At 50.3% G+C, this 25222-nt stretch carries 23 protein-coding genes and 1 other RNA gene; 5 read left to right on the top strand and 19 right to left on the bottom strand.

Translation table 11 applies throughout. The annotated features are described in order from the left end of the window. Window position 1 precedes the first annotated feature (1 nt). The 17 genes from murC to XMD530_RS08320 form a co-directional block, all read right to left on the bottom strand. A complete protein-coding gene (gene murC, locus XMD530_RS08400) occupies window positions 2–1435 on the bottom strand; it encodes a UDP-N-acetylmuramate--L-alanine ligase (protein ID WP_173484339.1) in 1434 nt (477 codons plus the stop codon). Beyond that, on the bottom strand, window positions 1432–2511 hold the full coding sequence (gene murG / locus XMD530_RS08395) for an undecaprenyldiphospho-muramoylpentapeptide beta-N-acetylglucosaminyltransferase (RefSeq protein ID WP_173484338.1): 1080 nt from the start codon (window positions 2509–2511) through the stop codon (window positions 1432–1434). Before murG ends, murC begins: the two co-directional genes overlap by 4 nt. After that, window positions 2498–3754 carry a putative lipid II flippase FtsW gene (ftsW, locus tag XMD530_RS08390; RefSeq protein ID WP_173483063.1) on the bottom strand — a complete coding sequence of 419 codons (1257 nt, stop codon included), beginning with the start codon at window positions 3752–3754 and terminating at the stop codon, window positions 2498–2500. Before ftsW ends, murG begins: the two co-directional genes overlap by 14 nt. Beyond that, window positions 3745–5106 carry a UDP-N-acetylmuramoyl-L-alanine--D-glutamate ligase gene (murD, locus tag XMD530_RS08385; RefSeq protein WP_173481277.1) on the bottom strand — a complete coding sequence of 454 codons (1362 nt, stop codon included), beginning with the start codon at window positions 5104–5106 and terminating at the stop codon, window positions 3745–3747. Before murD ends, ftsW begins: the two co-directional genes overlap by 10 nt. An 8-nt stretch (window positions 5107–5114) precedes the next feature. Then, window positions 5115–6197 (bottom strand): phospho-N-acetylmuramoyl-pentapeptide-transferase, encoded by a 1083-nt coding sequence (gene mraY / locus XMD530_RS08380; RefSeq protein ID WP_173481278.1) that lies wholly within the window; start codon window positions 6195–6197, stop codon window positions 5115–5117. Window position 6198: 1 nt separating this feature from the next. Next, the gene (gene murF / locus XMD530_RS08375; RefSeq protein WP_173481279.1) at window positions 6199–7560 is read right to left on the bottom strand and encodes a UDP-N-acetylmuramoyl-tripeptide--D-alanyl-D-alanine ligase; all 1362 of its coding nucleotides are present in this window, start codon (window positions 7558–7560) and stop codon (window positions 6199–6201) included. Beyond that, entirely contained in the window at window positions 7557–9050 is a 1494-nt protein-coding gene (locus XMD530_RS08370) for a UDP-N-acetylmuramoyl-L-alanyl-D-glutamate--2,6-diaminopimelate ligase (RefSeq protein WP_254446205.1), read from the bottom strand. Before XMD530_RS08370 ends, murF begins: the two co-directional genes overlap by 4 nt. Continuing rightward, a complete protein-coding gene (locus tag XMD530_RS08365; protein ID WP_173494854.1) occupies window positions 9047–10756 on the bottom strand; it encodes a penicillin-binding protein 2 in 1710 nt (569 codons plus the stop codon). The genes XMD530_RS08370 and XMD530_RS08365 overlap by 4 nt, the downstream gene beginning before the upstream one ends. Beyond that, window positions 10749–11039 (bottom strand): cell division protein FtsL, encoded by a 291-nt coding sequence (gene ftsL, locus XMD530_RS08360; RefSeq protein ID WP_173481281.1) that lies wholly within the window; start codon window positions 11037–11039, stop codon window positions 10749–10751. The genes XMD530_RS08365 and ftsL overlap by 8 nt, the downstream gene beginning before the upstream one ends. A gap of 74 nt (window positions 11040–11113) precedes the next feature. Beyond that, window positions 11114–12052, bottom strand: coding sequence for a 16S rRNA (cytosine(1402)-N(4))-methyltransferase RsmH (gene rsmH / locus XMD530_RS08355; RefSeq protein WP_173481282.1), 939 nt, complete (start codon window positions 12050–12052; stop codon window positions 11114–11116). Window positions 12053–12063: 11 nt separating this feature from the next. Next, a complete protein-coding gene (mraZ, locus tag XMD530_RS08350) occupies window positions 12064–12519 on the bottom strand; it encodes a division/cell wall cluster transcriptional repressor MraZ (protein WP_173481283.1) in 456 nt (151 codons plus the stop codon). Between the two features lie 354 nt (window positions 12520–12873). Beyond that, window positions 12874–13830: a D-2-hydroxyacid dehydrogenase gene (locus XMD530_RS08345; RefSeq protein ID WP_173481284.1), complete on the bottom strand. Its 957-nt coding sequence runs from the start codon at window positions 13828–13830 to the stop codon at window positions 12874–12876. Window positions 13831–13839: 9 nt separating this feature from the next. Continuing rightward, window positions 13840–14817 (bottom strand): 2-hydroxyacid dehydrogenase, encoded by a 978-nt coding sequence (locus XMD530_RS08340; protein ID WP_371731752.1) that lies wholly within the window; start codon window positions 14815–14817, stop codon window positions 13840–13842. A gap of 79 nt (window positions 14818–14896) precedes the next feature. Then, the gene (locus tag XMD530_RS08335; protein WP_173484334.1) at window positions 14897–16639 is read right to left on the bottom strand and encodes an alpha-amylase family glycosyl hydrolase; all 1743 of its coding nucleotides are present in this window, start codon (window positions 16637–16639) and stop codon (window positions 14897–14899) included. 2 nt (window positions 16640–16641) lie between these two features. Further along, a complete protein-coding gene (locus tag XMD530_RS08330) occupies window positions 16642–17868 on the bottom strand; it encodes a glycosyl transferase (protein ID WP_173481286.1) in 1227 nt (408 codons plus the stop codon). A gap of 14 nt (window positions 17869–17882) precedes the next feature. Next, complete coding sequence (locus tag XMD530_RS08325) at window positions 17883–18707, bottom strand: mannosyl-3-phosphoglycerate phosphatase (protein WP_173507014.1); 825 nt, start codon at window positions 18705–18707, stop codon at window positions 17883–17885. A 184-nt stretch (window positions 18708–18891) separates the two neighbouring features. Then, window positions 18892–19800, bottom strand: coding sequence for a homocysteine S-methyltransferase family protein (locus tag XMD530_RS08320; protein WP_173481288.1), 909 nt, complete (start codon window positions 19798–19800; stop codon window positions 18892–18894). A gap of 135 nt (window positions 19801–19935) precedes the next feature. On the opposite strand from XMD530_RS08320, the gene XMD530_RS08315 reads away from it, so the two are divergent. Continuing rightward, window positions 19936–20400: a cytochrome c gene (locus XMD530_RS08315; protein ID WP_173481289.1), complete on the top strand. Its 465-nt coding sequence runs from the start codon at window positions 19936–19938 to the stop codon at window positions 20398–20400. 53 nt (window positions 20401–20453) lie between these two features. Here the strand turns inward: XMD530_RS08315 and rnpB are convergent. Together rnpB and rsmI are read right to left on the bottom strand one after the other, a co-directional pair. Next, an RNA gene (gene rnpB, locus XMD530_RS08310) (RNase P RNA component class A) lies at window positions 20454–20804 on the bottom strand. Window positions 20805–20836: 32 nt separating this feature from the next. After that, window positions 20837–21664 carry a 16S rRNA (cytidine(1402)-2'-O)-methyltransferase gene (rsmI, locus tag XMD530_RS08305; RefSeq protein WP_173483070.1) on the bottom strand — a complete coding sequence of 276 codons (828 nt, stop codon included), beginning with the start codon at window positions 21662–21664 and terminating at the stop codon, window positions 20837–20839. Window positions 21665–21706: 42 nt separating this feature from the next. On the opposite strand from rsmI, the gene XMD530_RS08300 reads away from it, so the two are divergent. From XMD530_RS08300 to XMD530_RS08285, 4 genes are read left to right on the top strand one after another with little or no spacing between them, the layout of a single operon-like run. Continuing rightward, window positions 21707–23608, top strand: a complete 1902-nt coding sequence (locus XMD530_RS08300; protein WP_173507013.1) for a penicillin-binding protein activator — start codon at window positions 21707–21709, stop codon at window positions 23606–23608. Window positions 23609–23634: 26 nt separating this feature from the next. Next, entirely contained in the window at window positions 23635–24000 is a 366-nt protein-coding gene (locus XMD530_RS08295) for a YraN family protein (RefSeq protein WP_173484333.1), read from the top strand. Continuing rightward, window positions 23978–24595 carry an SIS domain-containing protein gene (locus XMD530_RS08290; protein ID WP_254442828.1) on the top strand — a complete coding sequence of 206 codons (618 nt, stop codon included), beginning with the start codon at window positions 23978–23980 and terminating at the stop codon, window positions 24593–24595. Before XMD530_RS08295 ends, XMD530_RS08290 begins: the two co-directional genes overlap by 23 nt. A 6-nt stretch (window positions 24596–24601) precedes the next feature. Continuing rightward, the gene (locus tag XMD530_RS08285) at window positions 24602–25177 is read left to right on the top strand and encodes a BON domain-containing protein (protein WP_173481294.1); all 576 of its coding nucleotides are present in this window, start codon (window positions 24602–24604) and stop codon (window positions 25175–25177) included. Window positions 25178–25222: the final 45 nt, after the last annotated feature.

Here is a 25222-nt window from a genome sequence, read left to right as displayed (position 1 = left end):
CTTAGACCTCACCCCAGTGTTCACGTAGCTGGTGAGCCAGCGTTGTGATGTTCCCTGCACCCTGAGTCAGAAGCAGATCACCCGGTTGCAGAACCTCTTTCAACATCTCGGCTATGTGCTCATTTGATTCAACAAAAATGGGCTCTTTGCCACGTTGACGCAGAGAACGGCAGAGGGAACGTGTGTCCGCGCCTGGAATCGCCTCCTCACCGGCTGCATAGACCTCAAGCAGCAGTAGCTGATCGGGACGTTGCAACACCTGAACAAAATCTTCATAGAGATCACGCGTACGTGTGTAGCGGTGAGGCTGATAGACCATCACTAAGCGACGACCCGGCCAGCCCTCTTCAACCGCACTGATCACCGCTTGAACCTCACGTGGGTGATGACCATAATCATCGACCAGTGTCACACTACCGCTCTCCAGTGGCAGCTCACCCAATACTTGGAACCGACGTCCGACGCCTTCGAACTTCTCCAATGCACGACAGATCGCCGCATCGTCGATCTCTTCATCCGTTGCAACGGCAATTGCAGCGAGTGCGTTCAATACGTTGTGGCGTCCTGGCATATTTAGACAGACCGAAAGATCACTTAGTCCACCTGGACGTCTCACCTTAAAACGGCTCTGCAGTCCATTCTGCTCTAGGTCATAAGCTTGGAAGTCTGCATCTTCAGAGAAGCCATAACTGAGCATGGGGCGCCCAACCTCTGGCATCAATTCGCGCACGACGGGATCATCGATACACATAACGGCCAGTCCGTAAAATGGGAGATTCTGCAGAAAACGGATAAAGGTCTGCTTCAACTTGCCGAAGTCACCGTCGTAGGTATCCATATGATCAGCATCGATGTTGGTGACAATCGCCACCATCGGCTGCAGGTGCAGGAATGAGGCATCAGACTCATCCGCTTCAGCGACTAAGTAACGACTGCGCCCAAGCTGAGCATTGGTGCCTGCACTGGTTAGACGACCGCCGATCACAAAGGTGGGTGACTGTTGCGCTTCTGCGAGAATAGAAGCAACCAAACTGGTCGTCGTTGTTTTACCGTGTGTGCCTGCCACTGCAATCCCATGGCGGTAGCGCATCAACTCGGCCAACATTTCAGCACGACGAACAACCGGTATTAACTGCTCTTTGGCGCGGGCAACTTCTGGATTGGTTTGATCGACCGCTGTTGAGGTGACTAGGACATCTATCCCCTCGACATTCTCAGCCGCATGGCCAATAAAAATGGTCGCGCCGAGTGACTGAAGTCGATTGGTCACTGCCGACTCACGGATATCAGAACCGGAGATAGCATAACCCTGGTTCAATAACACTTCGGCGATGCCACACATACCCACACCTCCGATGCCCACAAAGTGGATTCGGTTAATACGGCGCATCTCTGGCACTTCATACTCTTTACGATGTCCGGCTTTTGGGCTCATAGGGCCACCTCCAAACAGATATCAGCGACCTGACGGGTTGCGTCTGGTTTCGCCTGAGAACGCGAAGCGTTAGCCATGGCCAACAGATCGGTTCGAGATTGATGTTGTTTCAGCCATAGAGAGAGTCCCTCGGCTGTTAAATTCTTTTGTGCAATTAGGTCTGCACCCTTTGCGTCAACCAAATACTGAGCGTTTGCTGTTTGATGGTCATCAACCGCATGAGGGAAGGGAATAAACAGAGCAGGCACACCGGCTATCGCAATTTCAGAGACGGTTAATGCCCCCGCTCGGCAGATCACCAGATCAGCCCAGGCATAAGCCTCATCCATGGATTCAATGTAGGGCACGACCTCAGCTTCAACACCGGCATCTGCATAAGCCTGTTGGCAACGTTCAATGTGCGTCGGTCCAGATTGATGCCACAGATTGGGACGCTCTTCAGATGACAACCTAGCCACAGCTTGAGGTACCAAGTCGTTGATCGCTAATGCCCCAAGACTGCCCCCCACTACTAGGCAATTAATGGCCCCGCTTCGCCCTGCAAACCGTTCAGAAGGTGCTGCAACATCCAAGATAGGGCCACGAATAGGATTGCCGACCACTTCACCTTGTGCGCCCGATTTAAAGGCGTTGGGAAAGGCTTGGAGTACACGTTTAGCAAATCGACGAGACTGTGTATTGGTCAATCCAGCGACCGCATTTTGCTCATGAATCACTAGAGGCTTATTGAGTAGCCAAGCGGCCAGGGCTCCAGGCCCCGACGCAAAACCACCCATACCCAGAACGGCATCTGGCTGAACCTGTTTTACTACCTTATAGGCTTGCCATAGCGCCTTAATTAATTTGAAAGGCGCAGCAATAAGGCTCAGTTTGCCTTTCCCTCTTAGGCCTGAGACATTAATGGCATGCAACCTAATGCCCGCTTCAGGGACCACTCGATTTTCAATGCCACGAACAGAACCTAACCACTCCACCTGGTGACCCTCAGCACGCAACAGATCAGCCACGGCAAGTGCTGGGTAGACATGCCCGCCGGTACCGCCGGCCATAATGAGTAGGCGTTTAGACTGACTCATGAGAGGCCTCCTGTGTCCAGCGTGACCAGAATCGACTCCAACGGCTCTCGACGGGCTTCATCCCCAGACGCTCACGTTTCAGCTCATAATCCACGCGCTGCACGATGGCGATCATCGCCGCACAGATAATCAGCGATGAACCACCGTAACTCATCAGCGGCAACGTCAGACCTTTGGTTGGCAATGCGCCCACGTTCACACCGATATTGATCATCGCCTGACCCGCAAGAATGAACCCGAAACCGTAGGAGATGTAGCTCATAAAAAAGCGTTGCTGCTTCTCAGCCTGGCGACCGATCAAGAAGATTCGAGCGATTAAAACCACATACAAAACAACAACCGCCATGGCACCGATCAGACCGAGCTCTTCCGCGAGAACTGAGTAGACAAAGTCTGTATGGGCTTCGGGTAGGTAGAAGAGTTTTTGTACGCTGTTACCAAGACCGGTTCCAAACCACTCTCCGCGACCAAAAGCGATCTGCGCTTGAGAGAGCTGATAGCCAGCACCGTATGGATCCGCCCAAGGATCCGAGAAAGACTGCAGACGTTTCAAACGGTAAGTTTGAGTCAACGCCATCGCACCGACCAACACTCCGACAACGCCAACAACAGTAACTAACTGTAACAGTCGCATTCCACCCAGGAAGATCATGCCCATAACCGTTGCAGTTGTAACAACGATGGCACCGTAATCCGGCTCTAGGTAGAGTGCAAAAACATAGAACGCCAGCGGAATAGCAGGTTTCACAACCCCCTTCCAAGTCGATCTAACCTCGTGTAGACGGCGCACCAGATAGCCCGCAATAAACATCACCATACAGACCTTAGCGACCTCTGAGGCCTGTAGATTGAAGCTACCCAGTCCTATCCAACGCTGACTACCATTGACCTCGCGGCCGATGCCAGGCACTAAAACAATCAACAGCAACAACAGTCCCAAGAAGAGCAGCCAGACTGAGAAACGCTCCCAAACAGTAATGGGAATTCTCACCAGCAGTGCAACCACTAACAGCGCTGCCACAACAAATAGGCCGTGCCTAAAAATGAAGAAGAATGGCCCACCAAATTTAGCCGCTGCAACATCCATAGAGGCTGAAGAGATCATGACAAGGCCTGTCAGCATCAGTGCTAGCATACTCATCATCAACAGTGGATCGAAAGGTAAAGTGCCCTGAGGAACACGCAGCTCCGCAGGCAATTTAAAATTCCAAAGCTTACTAAAATGGGGAAGTGTTAATCGCATGACAACACCTCTCTCACGGCCGCCACAAACTGATGACCACGATCTTCAAACCCTGTGAACATATCGAAACTTGCACAAGCTGGGGATAACAGAACCGCATCACCCGACTCTGCTTGAGACTCAGCCAAACGCACTGCGTCCATCAATGAATCGGCAAAACAGGTTGCTTCAAAACCGATCTCATCGGCCATCTGTTGGCGATCTTCCCCGATCAGAATGAGTGATTTTAAGTAGCGTTGGCTAGGTAGTTTTAGGCCCGAAAAATCCTGACCTTTAGCTTGTCCACCCGCGATCAAGATTAATGAGTGTGTGCGTTCTTGCGTCTCTCCAAGACCCACAACGGCAGCCAGTGTAGCGCCAAGATTAGTCCCTTTAGAGTCGTTGAACCAGCTGACACCCTCTCGCTCTGCAATCCACTGACAGCGGTGTTCGAGTCCCGGGAATTGAGACAGGGTCTTTAAAAGGGACGATAGTTTCAGTCCCTGAGATTCGCACAGAGCCAGAGCCGCCAATGCGTTCAACTCATTGTGTTCGCCACGCATCTTCATATCGGCAACTGGCATAAGGGCCTCAGCACCTTTTGCTAACCAAGGCTTACCCTCAACCATCAATCGGCCGTACTGATTAAGGTCGGGCGCTCCCAAACCAAAGGAGGTCTGTTTAGTGCTGTTCGGTACTAGAGGTCTTGAAAGAGCATCTTCACGATTAAAAATCGCCTGCTGACAGTGGCGATAGATGCGGTGTTTCGCTGCATGATACCCCTGCATACCGTCATAACGATCCATATGATCTGCCGACATGTTCAATACGGTCGCTGCTGATGCTTTGAGATCATGTGTGGTTTCAAGTTGAAAACTGGAGAGCTCTAAAACATAGAGATCGGCAGCCGGCTTGGCTAATAGATCCAGAACCGGAATACCAATGTTACCGCCAATCTCTGCACGGCATCCAGCATCGACGGCCATCTGCCAAACTAGCGTCGTAACGGTACTTTTACCATTGGAACCGGTAATCGCAATGATCGGAGCCGTTACCTCGCGAGCAAACAGATCAATATCACCGATCAATTTAGCACCCGATGCTATGGCTGCCTGAATCGCAGGCTGATCTTTAGCGACACCTGGACTGATCACTAGCTCATCTGCCTGACTCAGCCATTCACCATTGAGCGGACCGGTTTGTAGCTCAACTTCAGGGTACTGATGACGGAATGCATCAATTGCAGCAGCTGTCTCACGTGTATCACAAGCGGCAAACGGCAGACCACGACTTGCAAAGAAGCGTGCGATGCTCTGGCCAGTTTGACCTAGGCCAATAATGATTCTGCGCTTATCGCTGGTAATCAGTGACACGTTATTTCCTATCGTATTTTTAATGAGGCTAAGCCGATCAACACCAGTACAAAACTGATGATCCAGAAACGGACGATGACTCGTGGCTCAGGCCAACCCTTCAACTCAAAGTGGTGATGGATTGGAGCCATTCTAAAGATGCGACGCCCCGTCAATTTGAACGACGCCACTTGCAGAATGACTGAGACCGTTTCCAGCACAAAAATTCCGCCCATAATGAGAAGTACCAGCTCTTGGCGAACAATAACCGCGACCACACCCAATACAGCGCCTAGCGCGAGTGCACCTACATCGCCCATAAAGACCATCGCTGGGTAGGTGTTAAACCAGAGGAATCCTAAACCGGCACCAATAATGGCGCCGAGCAGAATGATCAACTCACCGGCGCCAGGGATGTAAGGGATATTGAGGTACTCTGCAAACTTAACGTGACCCGTCAGGTAGGCAAAAACCGCCAGTGCACCGGCCACCATAACCGTCGGAAGAATGGCTAAGCCGTCCAAACCATCGGTTAGGTTGACTGCGTTGGAACTTCCGACAATGACAAAATAGGCGAAGGGTATAAAAAGCAGACCCAGTGACAGCGCGGTATCTTTGAAGAACGGAATCAAGAGATCGGTTTCAGCGGGTGTTTCGGCCAACCAAAAGAGCGCCACAGCGGCCGCGGCACCGCCCACAGATTGCCACAGGTATTTCCACTTTGCAGGCAGACCTCGTGAGTCTTTTTCAATGACTTTGCGCCAGTCATCCACCCAGCCAACAGCACCAAACACCACCAGTACAAACAGCGTCACCCAAACATAGGGGTTCGTTAAGTCTGACCAGAGTAAGGTACTGGTGATAATCGCTAGAATAATCAGCGCACCGCCCATAGTCGGTGTGCCAGCTTTGCTTAGGTGTGACTCTGGCCCATCGTTGCGAACAGCCTGTCCTATCTGTTTTATCTGAAGCTTTCTAATCAGGTGAGGTCCCATCCAAAGCGCCATGGCGAGGGCCGTTAACACACCCATAATGCCGCGCAGCGTAATGTACTTGAAGACATTGAAGCCGCTATAAAACTGAGAAAGGTAATCTGCTAAGTAGACCAACATACTATTTTTCCATCTCTATTAGTGCATCGACGACACGATCCATCGCTGCACTTCGTGAACCTTTAACCAGCAGAGCACCCTCTTTAGGCAGGTTATGTGTTAACTCAGTAATCAATTCATCACGCGAAGCGAAATGACTCGCCCCTTCGCCGAAAGCTGACACCGCATTGGCCATCAGAGGACCCGTTGCCATCAGACGATCAACCCCCTGCTGCTTGGCATAACGACCGATCTCTGAATGAAGCGCCTCCGCGTCAGCACCCAACTCGGCCATATCTCCGAGGACAAGCAGGTGCTCGCCATCCAGAGTCATCAGAGTATCGATGGCGGCTTTAACGGCGGAAGGGCTAGCGTTGTAGGAGTCATCAATCAATGCAAGAGAGGGCTTGAGTGAATGAACCTGCAGGCGCCCCTTGAACCCTGTGTAGTTTTGCAGCGGTTTGATTGCGCTGGCAATGGGCTGACCCGAAGCGACCCAAGCAGCAAGGGCTGCAAGCGCATTGAAGACCATGTGACGCCCCATAACAGAGAGCTGAACAGCGTATTGATTGCCTTGATATGTCAGAGTAAATCCAAAGCAACCCTGGTCATTCACTCTCAGATTCGTTGCGGATAACTCTGCCGATTCATTCAAACCAAAACCGATCCAGCGCTTATTCAAACGATCCAGCTTATCTGTCCAAACCTGGGCATGCGGATCATCTAAATTAACGATTCCGACTCCGCTCTCAACGAGGCCGTTATAGATCTCTGACTTAGCCTGCACGATATTCTCAAGGCTACCGAACCCCTCTACATGGGCTTCCATTGCATTGTTAAGAATGGCGATATTTGGCTGAGTCAGTGCAGCGGTGTAATCGATCTCACCGACTGCGCTAGCACCCAATTCAATCACTGCAAACTGATGCTCGGGTGAGAGCTCAAGCAGGGTCAGTGGTGCACCAATGTCATTATTCAAATTGCCCTGAGTAGCCAAAGTGGGCGCCAGCGAGGAGAACATCAATGCGAGCATCTCTTTAACACTGGTTTTACCGGCACTTCCTGTCACAGCAACCAACTGACCAGAAAATTGCTGACGATTCAGTGCACCCAGTTGTCCCAATGCTATTCGGGGATCGGCTACGACTAGCTGAGCAATAGGCAGCTCGAGTGGATGATCGACAACAGCGGCCGATGCACCTTGCTGACTAACCTGTTCAACGAACGCATGAGCATCAAATCGCTCTCCTTTTAGAGCGACGAAGAGATCACCCGAACAGGCTTTGCGACTGTCAGTAATCACACGTTCAATCTTTGTATCTGAACCTTTAAGTTCAGCGTTTAATACGGCCGCAAGCTCTATCAGAGAGTAATCGCGCATCATAGTGTGACACCTCCTCTCAATGCTGACAGAGCCTGTTTTTGATCTGAGAAGGGCAGGCGTTCGCCATTGATCTCTTGATAATCTTCGTGACCTTTACCGGCGATCAAAACGATGTCGTTAACCGATGCCTGAGCAATAATCTGATCAATCGCATCGGCACGACCGATCACTTCAAAGACAGGCTTAACGCCAGAAAAACCTTGCATCACTTCATCAATAATCGCTTGAGGGTTTTCGGTGCGAGGGTTGTCACTGGTCACCCAAATCCGATCCGCCAACTGCTCGGCAATGGCTGCCATCATTGGGCGTTTTCCACGATCACGGTCACCGCCGCAGCCAAACAGAGTCAGCAATTCGCCACCGGCCAAATGCTCTCGACAGGCGGTTAGCGCTTTCTCTAACGCATCCGGCGTGTGGGCATAATCAACGATGACACAAGGCTCGGTTGCGTTAGAGACTACTTCCATACGACCCGGCACCGGCTGAACTTTAGAGACAGATCGCTCTACATCACTTAGGTCATAACCCAGCATCGCCGCTGCACCGATCACCAGAGTCAGATTGGAGAGGTTAAAGCTACCCATCAGTGGTGCGTCTACCCTGATGGTTTGATCCATCATCTCTAGCGTAAATGAGAGTCCTTTGGCACTAAACTTAGGGTCGTACGAAGCGACATCCGCTGATTTCGATGTCGTAGAGAAGCTTAAGCGCCTTGCGTCGGTTGGCCTATTTAACAAAGTTACCGCGTACTCATCATCGGCATTAATCAATTGCAGCGGTGCCCCATAGGCGTCAAACAACTTCGCTTTGGCGGCGGCATAAGCTTCCATCGAACCGTGGTAGTCCAGGTGGTCACGTGACAGGTTGGTGTAGGCCACTAAATCAAAGGCTAGCTGATCGATTCGCCCCTGATCAATGGCGTGGCTCGACACCTCCATCACTACGCTGTCAGCGCCCGCTTCAAGCAACTCAGCCAGAGTTCTTTGCAAGGCAATCGGATCCAGCGTGGTATGACTAGAGACCTTAAGATCGTCTAAAAAGCCAATACCAATTGTGCCCAACATAGCGGCTCGACGGCCCAATTGTGAGAGCAGTTGAACGAGGAAGTGAGCACAGGAAGTTTTACCGTTGGTACCGGTAATACCGACCAGCGTCATCGAACGAGAGGGTGATCGGTAAAAGCGATCAGCCAACTGAGCCAAAGAGCAGATCTCAGGCTGCCAAGCGATCACCTCGACATTCAGTTTTTCAGCTAACTCAGATGCCTCAGCTGCCGTACCCTGCAATATAACCGCTTTAGCGCCCTTGTTAACGGCCTGCTCAGCGAAATCGCATGCACTGTAGTTGGCACCCGAACGCGCCACAAACAGAGAGCCGGTCTGATCTTCACGACTGTCTTGCGATAGTCGCGTAACAGAAACCTCAGAGCTCCTTAGGCCAAATGGCATTAGGAGTTCATTAAGATTCCACTGCATTGATAACTGGGTCATTTTGAGGCCACCTGCATACTTGCCTCTTCCCAGTTATCGGGTGGGATATTCATTAAGCGCAGCACACCGCCCATCACTCGTGAAAAGACGGGCGCAGCAACCGCACCGCCGTAATACTCTTGGCCTTTAGGATTATCGACCATCACCACCATGACAATTCGAGGATCACTGATCGGTGCGATGCCGGCAAATACTGAGACATAGGCATCTTCTGCGTAACCGCCAGCAACGGCTTTGTGAGCTGTACCCGTCTTACCCCCAACACGGTAGCCGGTCACTGCGGCCTGTTTAGCCGTACCAATTGGCGTAACAACCGTTTCCATCATGCCAAGCACCTGGGTAGCCACCTCGGCTGGCATCACGCGCTCACCCTTGGGCTTTTCGTCCAACTTGTAAAGTGATACAGGCAGTTTGACGCCCCGATTCGCGAAGGGAATGTACGATTGAGCTAACTGCAGCGGCGTCACCGATAGACCATATCCGTAGGACAAGGTCGCACGTTCTACCTCTTGACGTTCACTTAGGAAAGGCAGCACACCTGAGCGCTCGCCTGGAAAACCGGTATTGGTGGGCTGACCCAGTCCCATGTTAAACATCAGGTTACGAACCGCGTCACTCTCCATCGATAGCGCCAGCTTAACGACACCGACGTTACTCGATTTGGTGATGATGCCTGTCATATCCAATTCACCGTAATTACGGTGGTCACGAATGGATGAACCTCGAACTCGGATATAACCTGGGGAGGTATCGATCACATCTTCAAACTGGTAATCGCCACTCATTAAGGCGGCGGCAACTGTGATCGGCTTCATCGTTGAGCCCGGTTCAAAAATATCGGTAACTGCACGATTACGCAGCCCGTTAGGGTTTAAATTTCGGCGATCGTTCGGGTTGTAAGAGGGCTGATTAACTAGGGCCAATACCTCACCAGTACGAGCATCGAGAATAACTGCCGATGCCGAATCGGCCTTATGCGTCTGAACCGCGTCTTTGAGCTCACGGTAGGCTAAATACTGTAAACGCAGATCGATACTGAGCGCTAAATCTTCACCTGGATCTGCCTCCTGCAGAGATTTTAGGTGTTTGATGGTGCGTCCCTTGCGATCCTGAAGAACCAGCGCTCGACCAGGTTCGCCATGCAGCATCTCATCAAAGGCCAACTCAAAGCCCTCTTGCCCTTTTCCGTCCACATTTGTGAACCCAACTAAGTGAGTTGACACTTCGCCGGTCGGGTAGAAGCGACGGAAGGTTTGATCGACATGGATACCACGAATATTGAGATCATTCACATGCTCTGCCAATTCAGGCGTCACCTGTCGTTTAAGGTACATGAAGCGGCGTGATGGATTCTCTTTTAGAGAGTTGAGTAGTGATTGCGGGTTAAGACTCAACAGACGAGCCAACTGAGGCAAGTTTGAATTTTGTAGATCAGTCTCTTTAGGGTCAGCCCAAATGGTCGCCACCGGTGCACTGACCGCCAAGGGGTCACCATGGCGATCGGTAATCAAGCCGCGATGCGCAGGCGTTAAGCGAGTGCGAAGCGATCGAGCATCACCCTGCTTCTGCAGAAACGCCTGCTCCGCTGTATAGAGCGACACCATCTTAGCGACAATCACACCAGAGATTAGCACGAGCGCAATGAAGACCAACCACAGCCGCCAGCCTTTTGCCGCTTGAGTCTGTACCACCTCTTCGTTACTCATCGATCGCCAGCCTAATCTCATTAGCTTTAGGCATCTTCATGCCTAAGCGCTGCTCTGCCAACACTTCAACTCGGTTGTTTGCACCCCAAGCCGACTGCTCTAGCAACAGCTGCCCCCACTCAATGCGTAGCTCGTCACTTTGACGCACCAGGACCTGATGCTGATTGAACAGACGACGGTAGTCGTAAGCGGTGTAGATCACCGCCAAGGCTGAGATAAAGATGAAAGCAATCAATAAAAAGCCAGAGACCAGAGGTGCAAAAAGCTGACCAAGTTCTAACATGGGCAGCTCTTTAGTTTGTTGCTTTGGCTTCTGCTTTATGGCCAGCCTATCCTTGAAGGGTATAGAGAATGGGATCATTTGAGTTTCTCCGCTATTCTCATCACCGCACTTCGGGAGCGTGGGTTATCAGACACCTCATCCTTGCCCGCTTTGACCGCCTTACCAATCGCCTTCAGCCGTTGATTCAACATATCCTGCGTAACCGGTATACCTGCAGGAAGATGCTCATCCCCTTTCACATAAGTACGAATAAAGCGCTTAACAATTCGATCTTCTAACGAGTGGAAACTGATGACTGCAAGACGCCCACCAACAGCAAGCACCTCTAGGGATTGATCAAGAACCTGCTCAACATCTTCAAGCTCTTTATTGATATGAATTCGAATCCCCTGAAAGGCACGAGTCGCTGGGTTCTTGCCTTTCTCCCATTTAGGGTTAGCTTCTGCAATGATCGAGGACAAACGAGCCGTTGTGGTTATAGGCTCTATCTCTCGCTCACGAACAACCGCCGCCGCCATGCGACGACCAAACTTCTCTTCGCCATAGGTAAATAGAACATCGGCGATCTCTTTTTCAGAGGCACGATTGATCCAGTCCGCGGCACTCTCGCCAGACGTTGTATCCATCCGCATATCTAATGGACCATCATTCTGGAAGCTGAAGCCACGCTTGGGATCGTCCAGCTGCGGTGAGCTAACACCCAGATCCATCAAAACGCCAGAAATCTTGCCCGTTAAACCACGCGCTTCGATAAAGGATTGAAGTCGTGAGAAGGAGCCATGCTCAATTGAGAAACGCGGCTCATCCGCAAAACGTTGATGAGCAAAAGCGATCGCCTCAGGGTCTTTATCGATAGCAATTAAACGACCCTCTTCATTCAATCTCTCTAACACCAACGCACTGTGGCCGCCACGACCAAAGGTGCAATCGACATAAATTCCAGCTGGATCTTGCACCAGCGCGTCGACCGCTTCGTTCAGAAGGACTGTGATGTGCTTGAAAGAGTCACTCATTGAGTCACCCCCTAAAGCGAAAGCGTTTGAAGATCATCTGGCAGAGCGCTCGACTCATCGGTCTCAGCCAGGTATTGATCTCGAGCGGCTAACCACTGGTCTTCGCTCCAGATCTCAAATTTGCGGCCCTGACCAAGAAGCACCAACTTCTTGTCCATCTGCGCATATTCACGAAGGGGTTGTGGTAATAGAAAACGGCCGTTCGCATCCAGCTCAAGATCAGTAGCATGACCTATCAACAGACGCTGGATGCGGCGGGCCGCGGGGTTAAAGCTTGGTAGAGACTCAATCTTCTTCTCAATGGTTTCCCACTCCGGTAACGGATAGAGAAGTAGACAGCGAGTTTCTGTATCGATGGTAACTACTAACTGGTTCTCGCAGCAGTCTGCAATTTGGTCGCGATAGCGCGCAGGCAATGCCATGCGCCCCTTCGCATCCAAATTGATTTTGTTGACCCCACGGAACATTCGTTACCACTCCTATCTGTGAATCTCTTGAGTTGCGACTTAAATCGCCACTCACGCGAAGAGCCGGCTCCCCCACCATTTCTCCACCATTTCTCCACTATGACCCACTTTAACCCACTTTTTACCACTCCACGCCACTATAGCCCCACACAAGCTGCAATGCAACTTCAAAAAAGTGGATATAAATTCATCTATTAGGGGTGTAAAAGCGGGGCGGTAGTAGAAATATCGCGCGTAATAAGAGAGCGGGTGACAGGCTAAAGCCAGTCGCCGGTGCAAGAAAATAACTACGGAGTGACGGTGTCAGGCCTTCAGCCTGACATCCGCCATGAGAACATCTTCCAGAGAGGAGAATCAGTTCACCAAATTGCTTGGCTCACCTTTGTGAAAATTATCGATATGACCGATCAACTGATCCCATAAAGTCTGCATCGCCTCTTCACTTGCCCAGGCAACATGAGGTGTCACTATGACATTTGGCCTGGTGAGGATAGCGTGAAACGGGTGGTCGTCGTTGATTGGCTCAGAGGTTAAGCAGTCGAAGCCCGCTGCTGCAATCTGCTGACTGTTTATCGCTTCAACTAACGCCTGTTCATCCACCAAACCACCCCGACCAGCATTGATCAGAATAGGTTGTCGAGACATCTGCGCAAACTCATCTGCACCAATCAATCCGCGCGTTTCCGGGGTCAGCGGGCAGTGAAGTGAGATCACATCACTTTGAGCTAGAAATTGATCGAAGGGGGTATAACCCTCAGGCGGGTTCTGTTCACCTTTACGTCCAGAATAGAGAACCTTCATGCCAAGTGCCGAGCAGAGACGCCCCAGAGCGCTACCCAATGCACCCCGACCGACGATTCCCATGGTTGTACCAGCAAGGTCTTTGATCGGGTGGTTAAAAAAGCAGAACTGCTGAGCTCTCTGCCACTCACCATCAATAACATCTTGGCGATAACCAACAATGGAACGACGCAGTGCAAACATAAGGGCTAACACATGCTCAGGGACTGTATTAGTCGCATAGCCACGAACATTCACCACACTAACCCCATGGGCACGAGCAGCTTCCACATCAATCACGTCATAACCTGTCGCAGCAACGGCAATCAACTTTAAGTCAGGCAGTTGCTCAAAAGCCTCGGCACGAATAGGCACCTTATTAGAGATCGCAATCTGGGCGCCTCGCAGACGTTCGACCACTTCAGACTGAGCGGTGCGATCGTACTCAATCCAATCATGTTCAAAACTTGGCTTGGTTATTGAGACCGTCGGACCAAGCGTTGATCGATCAAGAAAAACGGTTTTTATCATGGGTTACCTTCAAACAAGCTGGTTCTCACAAGAGGCGTTTTGCTCCAGACAGGTTAGATTGTTCGCCGTTGTCTGAGCAATGTTAGTTAATGCCTCTTCGGTCAAAAAGGCCTGATGCCCGGTCACTATCACATTGGGAAAGGTCATCAAGCGCATCAGATCGTCATCCGCAATGACCCGATTAGACTGATCTTCAAAGAAGAGATCCGCCTCCTCTTCATAAACATCGATAGCTAGACCCGACAACCCACCCTGTTTAAGTGCATTGATAACCGCCTTGGTATCGACCAGACCTCCACGAGAGGTATTGATCAACATAGCCTTAGGTTTCATCAGTGCCAATGCACGCTCACTAATCAGATGATGCGTCTGAGCCGTGAGCGGACAGTGCAAGGATATAAAATCTGATTGTTCCAGCAAGCTATCAAGCTCTACGTACTCAACGCCCTGCTCGATTAGATCTTGAGAGGGATTAGGATCATAGGCTAACAGACGACAGTCAAAGCCCCTCATAATTTGGCAGAAGACTGAACCAATATTACCGGTGCCGACTACCCCAACCGTCTTGCGATGAATATCACGCCCCACCAAGCCATCCAGCAAAAAGTTACCCTCTCGCACTCTATTGTAGGCTTTGTGAACGTGTCGATTGAGTGTCATCAGAAGCGTTAAAGCATGCTCGGCTACCGCATATGGCGAATAGGCCGGCACTCGTACAACCGATAAACCAAGCCGTTTAGCAGCATCTAAATTGACGTTGTTATAACCCGCGCAACGAAGCGCCACTGTTTTAACGCTGAGCTCTGCCAGCCTCTCAAGACAAGACTCATCCAACTGATCATTGACGAACACGACAACAGCATCGAAACCGGCCGCCAACTCGGCAGTTTTTCGATTAAGGTGTACCTCTTCAAACATCACCTCATGACCTGAAGCCTCAAAGGCGTCGATCAGGTAACTCTTCTCATCTTTTCTAGCACTAAACACTATGGCTTTCATTGGCACCATCGCTCTACTCAACCCCTAATAGGTCAAGCTTATGCGATGTGCCAAATAACTGAAAGAATTAGGCTGGTTTATTGGTCAACCAAAGATATTGATAGGGGCGCAGTGTCACTTGTGCCAGCCGGTCATCAAACACCTCTCCACTAACGAGATCTGTCCACTCATCGGTGATCACCAGGTTCAACTGCGACAAATTAAAGGTCTGCGGCTCATTGGTGATGTTATAGACGGCAAAAATACTCTGGGAGCGATTGATACTTTGACGCCAGAATGCAAACAGCGATTCCCCTGTGTGCAAGGTGTACATGGTCGCGTTGGGGTGAAAGGCCGGCTGCTTGCGACGAACCTTCAGCATAGCCTGCATCGCTTCGAACACCTTTTTGTGATGGGTCTCTGCAGAGAGCTGTTGTTCCAATCGATCAGCATCCCACACATGACGATTGATCGACCTAAAGCTACCCGTGTGCTCGATGCGTTCGACATCATTTTCTGTCGCTAACAATGAATGAATGTAGAAAGCCGGAACACCCTCGAGCGCCATCATTACTGCTGCTGCACAGATAAAGCGTGCAAACTGAAGCCCATCAGGACCCGACTGATGCGTGCCAGCCATAGCATTCCAAAGGCTAATATTGATCTCATAAGGCTTGGAGTTTCCTTCGGCGTCCGTTCGACAACTGACTCGACCACCAAACCTCTGCATGGTGCCAATTAGGTTGTCGATCTCCCATTCGCTCAGCAGCCCTTCAGTCGGTCGCAAGCCAACACCATCATGTGACGCGATAAAGTTGAGATAGGTTGTGCCATATTGGGCAGGAGGCATAGTCATCAACCACTGCTTCAAATGAGTGCAATCACCTGTCACCAGGGTATTAATCAGTAACGGAGGGAGGGAAAAGTTATAAATCAGATGCGCTTCATTAGCGTTACCAAAGTAGGTGAGGTTTTCCGAGTTGGGAATATTGGTCTCGGTAATGATGACGGCGTCCGGTGAGTGGTGCTCTATGAGCAGTCGTAGCAGCCGTATCACCTCATGAGTCTCTGGCAAGTTGATACTGCTGGTGCCAGGCACCTTCCACAAATAAGCCACCGCATCGAGGCGGAACCAACGTATCCCCTGCTCCAGATAGAGATGTATGATCGAGAGAATCTCTAGCAGCAGATCTGGATTAGTAAAATCTAGATCGACCTGATCATGACTGAATGTGCACCAAACGTGCTTCTCGCCATTCACAGTACGTACCTCTTTAAGAAGAGGCGAAGTTCTGGGGCGAACCACCTGCGACAGATCCCATTCAGGCTCGGCTTCAAAAAAGTAACCCGCCCCTGGATCGATCCCTTTTTTGTAGTTCTCAAACCAGAGGCTGCGACTTGAGCAGTGATTGATGACCAGGTCACCCATAACCTTAAAAGATTGGGTCATGGAACGGATATCAGACCAATCTCCACAGCTGGGATTGACCGTGGTGTAGTCCATAACACTGAAGCCATCATCGGAACTGAATGGAAAGAATGGCAGCAGATGAACCACCGAGATGCTCTCTGAAAGACGACTCTTTACAAAGTCATTCAATGTCTTAAGGGGCACTTCAGCCTCTTTCCTAAGCGAGTCAGCATAAGTGATCAGCATGACATCAGACTGATCCCATATATTTCGATGTGGTTCAGGAGAGGGGGTATCCACCGAGATCTTCATAACCTTTAGACACTGCCGGGTCAGCTCATGAACATCCTTATCAGGGAAGAGTGCCGTTAGATGTGCGGCTACGCGTTGCTCAAGCGGAGTGTGGTTTAGTATCACCATGATCAACCCTCCCCAAATTCGCTCATATCCGCTTCGACCGCATCTAAAATCATCTGCTGCACATCTGGGCAGGCACTGATCACGCGGTTCCAGCTTGGTACAAAGGGGGTCTCCATTGGATGATCCAAGAAGTGAGTTCCCGCCTTCATAATGTTCTGAGCGAACAGCTCAACAGCCTGCTCCTCGTGATGAACGTCTAACTTCAAACCGTTGATCAAAGCATCGTTTCGATAGGTCTCTACAAAATCGAGAGCAATCCGGAAGTAGGTCGCTTTAATGGTTCGGAAGGTCTCTTGATTAAAGACAATGCCATTGGTCGCCAACTTTCTGAACACCGCTTTGGTAATGTCGATCGACATCTTAGAGAGTCCGGCATTCTCATTATCGAGCGAGATATCCTGATGTTTGTGATCGTAGATGTCGGCAATATCAACCTGACAGAGGCGGTTGTTGGAGTAGTTGCGAGTCATCTCACTTAATACGCCAATCTCCAGACCCCAATCGGATGGGATACGAATATCATTCATCACATCGCGTCTGAACGAAAACTCGCCCGCCAAGGGGTAGCGATAACTGTCTAGATACTCCAGATAATCGAGAGGCCCACACACTTTCTTCAGTGCTCTTAACAGCGGGGTAACCAACAATCGACTGACACGACCATTAATCTTGCCGTCAGCCACCCGCGCATAGAACCCCTTACAGAACTCGTAGTTGAAGTTGGGGTTGGCAACCGGGTAGATAAGTCGCGCCAGCAGAGAACGATCGTAGGTCAAAATATCACAGTCGTGCATTGCCACAGACTCGGCAACACCCGATGCCAATACATAACCCATGCAGAACCAAACATTCCGCCCCTTACCGGGTTGATCGGGGGATAGCTGATGACTTTGCAAAATCTCATCAACGGCACGCAGACGTGGGCCATCATTCCAGAGCACTTTGGTATTTTGTGGAAGATCGGAGAAAAATTTTAAGGCATCACGGTACTGCTGTTCATCGGCCCTATCTAGACCGATCACGATCTGTGACAGGTAGGGGACCTGCTTTAGATGCTCAAGAATATTGGGCATCGCTTCGGTCTCCAACTCCGAGTAGAGACAGGGTAGGATCAACCCCATTGGCCGCTGCTTAGAGAACTCCATCAACTCTGATTCAAGCGCTTCAACCGGTCTATCTGACAAATTATGCAGCGTTGTAATGATACCGTTTTGATAAAAATCGCCCATGAAATACTCCTAAATTAAAATGCATCGGGGAATCGATCAGTGATCAAGGCCTTAACCGCTTGATACCAACCCTCTGGCCCGCAAAGATCTGTTTGAATCACCTCACCTGAGGCATTAATAACTGGAAAGCTATGAACGGGAGATCGAACCTGTATGGCAATATCCGCCATCTCAAGCATCGCGCGATCGTTCTCACCATCACCCAGCGCAACACTCTCGACACTACTGTTCCAAAGCGTTTTATACTGATCGATCAACCACGCAAGAGAGAGCGCTTTTGATACTTCACCTTGCAGGTGGACAAAACGCCCCCCTTTAACGACTTGGATACCCACCTTCGCTAGAGATAGCGCAAAACGTTGAAGCTGCTCTTCAGAGTCTCTCCAGACCAGGGGTTCGCTGAAGTTCCTATCCAGAGCTAACTGAGCCCGTTCAAGCGAGAGCCCGGTCAAAGCAGCCATCTCATCAGCAGAGACCTCCGACAGACCATAGAAGTTGAACTGCGATCTGAAAGGCTCAACTCGTGACAAAATTTCAGAGCGTGTCAGGCCAAGATTGATGACGTTAAACCCGAGGTGCTCTTGCATCTCCCAATCAGCTGCTAACTGACTCCCCTTGGGCAGATAAATAGCTCCACCGTTCTCGACACTGAAGGGGTGTGAGTTGGCCAACTGGCTTCGCAGCGCAATCAACTCAGGTGCTGTTTTACTGGTATTGAAAATCCAAGGGATATTCAGCCGATTTAATAGCGAAAAGAGTGTGTCCGCGGGCGCGGCACTATAGGTGTAGTGATCTAGAAGGGTTCCATCCAGATCGGTAGAGAGCAGTAGTCGACTCATAACAGTTCATCTAAGTATTCGTTATGAAGCTACTGCAAACAGGGTACCAGAAATTATAAACCTTTGTTTTTATAGGATAAAATATAAACAGATTGAGAGTACGCACCAAAAATGCACAGTCAATGGGCAGAGTTATGCACCATGATGGTGCGCACCTAACGACCGCCTAGTGGCTTAGTAGCGATTAGGGTTTCAGGATCTGTGAGACCGGCACCAACTGCGCACCCTGAAGAGAGAGCAACTCGGCCGTCTGCTGCATGTGCTTGGGAGAGATCGCGCAACAACCACCGATTAACCGAGCACCCGTTTCAAACCAATCCAGCGCCAGTTCGGCATACTGATGCGGGGTAAGATCTTTACGCTCCATCAACTCGGCGACCGAGTTACCAGCAGCCAGGGGCTCAACAGATGAGAAGCCATTAGCGTAGGCACCAAAGGGTTTGTGATGGTCAGCGATCTGTTTCAATGCTGCAGGCACCTCCTCGGGTGCAGAGCAGTTGATCCAGTACCCATTGGGATCAAACTCTTTCACAGCGGTTAAGAGATCTTCTATCGACTCCCCTGATCTCAACAGACCATTGGGTTCAACACGGATACCAAGAGTAAAAGGCTTACCGGTCTCTTGTGCCGCCCGGCATGCAGCACGCGCTTCAGTGGAGTTGCTCATCGTTTCGATCATTAACAGATCAACCTCTGGCTGCAGCGCACAGATCAATCGAAACTCATCTAACAGGCTTTGGTAGCTGCGTGGCGGATTGGGTAAATAGCTCCCCTCAATCGGAGCCAACACACCTGCAATATCAAAATGAGTGTCAGAGGATTCACGAATGGATTCTAGCGTTTTGCTGGCCAAGCTGTAGATGGACTCAATAGGGTGAGTGACACCCGCTCGCTTGAGACGAGTTGGGGTCGCAGTGTAGGTATTTAGACAGAGTGTTCTCGCACCAGCATTAAGATAATCCGAGTGCACCTGACGAACAACATCAGGCTGGTTCATCATAACTTCGACAGACCAGAGAGCGTGACGTGGCTTGCCCGCACGCTGAAAGATCTCCTGACCTACACCACCATCCAAAAAACCAACGTTAACCAAAACCCTAACACCTATTGTTAAATTATCTGCCTGAACGGCTACGCATGAGGTATCGTATACGGCACAAAAGCTAAACGGGTTGCTACCCTAGCGAAATTTGTAATCTATGAATAGAGCTCAATTCAGGCAAATGACATGAACAGAAAAATATCCATCATCACGATCGGTTTACTGGCAATGATCGGTTTATCCGTTTTGGGTTACCAACACTACACCCAAGAGACCGATGGGAAGTATTTTAGAGAGTGGCATTCGCTTCGTACTGACAGCTTTAAGGAGGTACGGCGTAATTTTTCACCACTGGACGATATGGCCAAAGAGCGAATCTCTTTTCAGCCAGAGCTGATCAAGAAGTATTCGGCCAATCTAGTCAAAGCGACACAGCCCTTAGCTTCCCAGTTTGAACCTAAAGCCCCCTGGGGTGATGCTAATGCATCGATCTGGAGCGAGGGTTCTGAATTTCAATCGATGATGGCGGAGTTTGTTGCAACCACCGAGCAACTTTCAGAAGAGACTCCAAACGATCTGAAGCGTTTTCAAGACACACTGCACAGCCTTAGAAACCAGTGCATAGAGTGCCATAAAAAATATAAAGATTAGGCGGTAGTGACCAATAAAAAGGCCGCTCTATTTGAGAGCGGCCTTTTTGGTATTGGGTGAGTCTTTCGATAAGCCGGGTTCTGTCGTGGACAGTCATTCATCTAGGATTAGGATCACTCCTAACCTCCAGCGACCTACCCGGACCTAGCGTGGGCCACGCCTAACAGGTCCCTATTTGGTCTTGCTCCGAGTGGGGTTTACCATCGCCGTGGAGTGTTGCCACCCACGCGGTGCGCTCTTACCGCACCTTTTCAACCTTACCGGCGCCGAAGCGCTTAGGCGGTATACTTTCTGCTGCACTTTCCGTCGGCTCACGCCGCCCAGACGTTATCTGGCACTTTGCCCTATGGAGCCCGGACTTTCCTCCCCTCTGCAAGCAGAGCGGCGACTGTCTAAAAGACTCAGAGTAAAGCATAGCACGCTTCGAAACGGCCCCCTAGGAAATTAGCTGCTGATAGAGCTCTTTTTTTCCAACACCCGTGATCTCAGAAGTGATGGCAGCGGCCTTTTTGGGAGGCAGTTCAGCAGCCAATAAATTGAGTACGCGAAGAGTCTCTTCATTCAAAGAGCCCTCCTCTTTGACAGCCCCTTCAACCATCACAACGAACTCACCACGTTGCTGGTTAGCGTCAGCCAACATCCACTCAATCAGCTCTGCAATGGGTGCTGAGTGGATAGTCTCAAACGTCTTTGTGATCTCTCGAGCCACGCCCACCATTCGCTGATCACCAAAGACGCTCTGCATATCTTTTAGGGAGTCGACGATGCGGTGGGTCGATTCATAAAAAATCAGCGTCTCTTCACGATCAGACAACTGCTCTAACGCTTTGACTCGAGCACCCGTTTTAGCTGGTAGAAAGCCGATAAATGAGAAGCGATCAGAAGGCATGCCAGAGGCACTTAAAGCGGCAACAAAGGCACAACACCCAGGAATCGGTGAGACGGCATAACCAGCCTCCTTAACGGCCCGCACCAGAACAAAGCCGGGATCCGAAATGAGCGGAGTTCCCGCATCAGACACTAGAGCAACACTCTTTCCAGCCGCCAACTGATCAATAATCAATCCCGCGCGTTGGCGCTCATTGTGATCATGTACTGATATCAAGTTCGCTTTAATGTTAAAGTGCTGCAGAAGCTTTCCTGTATGGCGAGTATCCTCAGCCGCAACAAGGTCGACATCGGTTAACACTTGCTGCGCACGAGGCGTAAAGTCCGCAAGATTTCCAATGGGCGTTGCCACAACATACAGGGTAGGCAAAGACATATGATATCCATCCGATTTGAGTTACAGGGTGTGGACTATAACATGAGCAACGCATTGAAGTTGTTAGGAAGAAGCGCAATATTAGCTTTACTAGTGGCAGGCTGTACTCCGCAACTAGAAAAACCAACCGTCGTCGATAAAACACCGGATTCGCCAAAGCAGGCAAGCACGGCCGCAGACATTTTGCTACAAGCGATCAATGCTCGTGGTGATCAAGCAGCGGTACTTCGCCTTAAAGCCGCTAACCTGCTATTTGATCAGCAACGTTACAAAGAGGCGGCGAACAGTCTGTCAGTCATCAACCTAGCAGGCATCAACAGTAATAACGCCTTCAACGTCGTTCAATTAGAGGCAAAAGCCTACCTTAAGCTGGGTGATAGTGGGTCAGCGCTGAACCGCTTAACGGATCAAAACCTTCCTACACTTAACAGCGAACAGCGTGTTGAGATCGCACTGCTCAAAGCAGACATTTTCGAACAGCAAAACAACCCGCTCAGTGCCGTTTTATCTCTGAGTGAACTTAACGAGCTTTCGCTCGATCAACAGCAGAGTATCAACGACCAAATCTGGGCACTGATTAACCAAGTCGATAATGAAACCTTGGTTGCGGCCAACTTCTCAAACTATGGATTTGTTACCCAAGGGTGGATTGAACTCGCACTGCAGCTTGCTCCAATAAACGATTTAACAGCCCAACGTGAAGTCGCCTCACAATGGCGAACACTCTGGGACAAGCACCCAGCAAGTAATACGCCACCCGCAGCTCTCGCGTCTCTTCTCGATGGTGATGTCATCTCTGCCAAACGAATCCTCGTTGCCCTCCCCTTCAGCGGCCCCTTGGCTGAGCCGGCTCGAATCATTTCAGAGGGCGTTATTGCTGCGCTTAAATCACGTGCGCAACGTGGGTTTGAGGCGCCTGAGTTAGTGAGCCTTGATACAGAGGGTGCCAGTGCTGAGAGCATCGTCGCCTATGCAGTTGAGCAGCAAGCCGACCTAGTGATTGGGCCATTGCGCGGTAAATTGATTGATGAACTGGGAAACAACGGCAAGCTTCCAGTCCCTTTTATCACCTTTAACCGAACTGACCGTTTGACTGACAACCTATTTCAACTCGATTTAGGTTCGGACCAAGAGATCAAACAGGTTGTCACCAGAGCCACTCTAGAAGGACACAAACGCTTTGCACTGATCACCCCAGCCGCGGCATGGGGCGCTCGTTTAGCGGATGATTTCAGACAGAACCTAGAATCTAGCGGCGCAGAAGCCGTTGCCGAATTGAGTTATGAGCTGAATGGCGATCTATCCAGTCAGGTCAGCCAACTGCTCAATACGGATCAAAGTACTGAGCGATACAACGCGATTAAAAAACTATTAGGCGAGTCGCTGGAGTTTGATGAGCGTCCAAGACGCGATATTGATGCCATTCTGCTGGCCGCTCAACCACAGGATGCACGTCAACTGACTCCCATGCTCGCATTCCATTTTGCTGGTGATTACCCCATTTATGCGACTTCCCACCACTTTGAAGGCAACTTCAATGAGACAAGGGACGTCGACCTTAATCGCATCCAATTCCCAGACCAACCCTGGTTACTTCAGCCAACGACAGCTTTGAACCTCTCATTAGCACTCGAGAGACCCGACAGCGCGAGTCGACTTGGACGCCTCTACGCACTGGGTTCAGACGCGGTCAAAGTCTACCCCTTCCTAAGTCAGCTAAAGAGTTCACCAGAGCTAACGGTGCAAGGGGATACAGGCCGATTAAGCCTAGACCCATCAGGCCGATTTAATCGTCAGCTACTTTGGGCACAATTTGATCAAGGTATACCTGTTTTATTGGGCGAACCACAGATACCTGAAACCAAGCCCTTAAAGAGTGACCCTTTGGAGGAGCCTCAGCCAGAGACTATCAACATGCAGACTCAAGAGGTTCAGCTAAACTAAGTTCATAACCACTCAAGGATGAGACTATGAACCGCAAAACCATCGGCAACCAGGGCGAACAGATCGCTGAGCAGTATCTTCGTAAACAGGGTCTAAAATATCTAAACCGAAACGTGAATTACCGTTTTGGGGAGATTGATCTAGTGATGCTGGACTCCGATACCATCGTTTTTGTTGAAGTAAGAGTCCGATCCAATCCCCATTATGGGTCGGGCGCCGAGAGCGTCACGGCCAGCAAACAGCGCAAACTGATTAAAGCCGCACATCTCTGGATCGGCCAAAATAGACGTTATGCAAACCACAACTTTAGATTTGATGTCATTTCTCTCACTACAGGGGGCGAGATAAGCAACTGTCTATGGTATAAAGATGCCTTTAGACCCGATAGCTAGTAGTCATATGGAACTCGAAGAGAGAATCGTCAATCAGTTACACACCGCCTTAGGCATTAGCGCTCAAACCATTGAGCACTACTCGCCGGTGATCGCTGACGCCTCTGAACAGCTGCTAGCCTGTTTAATGTCAGAGCACAAAATCATCTGCGCCGGTAATGGCGCGAGTCAATCGATCGCTAACTACTTCACAACGACGCTTATGCAGCGATTTCGTGAAGAGCGCCCGGGCCTGCCTGCCATCGCTCTTGGGGCTGACTCCGGTGTCACTACCGGTACCGCAGAAGAGTCTGGCTATGTTCAGACCTATGCGCGCCAAATCCAGGCATTGGGTCAACCCGGAGATGTTTTAGTATTAATCTCATCTTCAGGTAATGATCGTAACCTCATTCAAGCAATTCAAGCGGCACACGACCGTGAAATGCAGGTGATCGCGATCACGGGTCGTGACGGCGGAAATATTACCGCACTAATGGAGCCAACAGAGATTGAGATCTGCGTAGCAGCAGAGGATGATCCAGCGATCCACCTGGCACAGATGCTGACCCTTCAATGCCTTCTCGATCTTATTGAATATCAACTTTTTGGAGCTTAACTTGCCATGAAAAAAGTCCTAGCCACTCTTGTGATGACAACGACTCTAGTAACGGGTTGTTCTACCATCGTAAGCTCATCACGTGAGGAGCCGATTCGCGAAGACGTTGGAAATCGCACACTGGGTAACATCATTGAAGATGAAGCCATTGAGCTAAAGGTTATGGTCAACCTAAGTAAAGGATCGGCACCACTGGCTCAATCTCACATCAATGTGAAAAGCTTTAACGGCCAAGTGCTATTAACGGGCCAGGTACCTAATGAGAATGTTCGCCAAGAGGCTGAGCAGATCGTTGGGCAGACACGTGAAGTCAAACGCATCCATAACGAACTTGAGATTGCAGGACCAAGCTCGACGATTGTACGCAGTAACGACATCTACCTAACCAGCCGCGTTAAACTGAAACTCTTAAGTGACAAGTCAATTGAGGGGCTACGCGTCAAGGTTGTCACCGAAAATGGCATTGTCTACTTGATGGGCTTGGTTAGTCAGCGCGAAGCCGATCAAGCCGTAGCGATTGTGCGTGAAGTACCCGGTGTGCAGCGCATTGTTAAAGTATTTGAGTACGTACCACTGCCATAAGCAGCTAACAGGCACAAAAAAGGGAGCTAAGTGCTCCCTTTTTAT

Origin of the sequence: Marinobacterium sp. xm-d-530 (genome assembly GCF_013283365.1) — a bacterium.
Classification (GTDB): domain Bacteria; phylum Pseudomonadota; class Gammaproteobacteria; order Pseudomonadales; family Balneatricaceae; genus Marinobacterium_E.
Note: the sequence above shows the minus strand (reverse complement) of the source record. Positions and strands in the feature narration are given on the sequence as shown.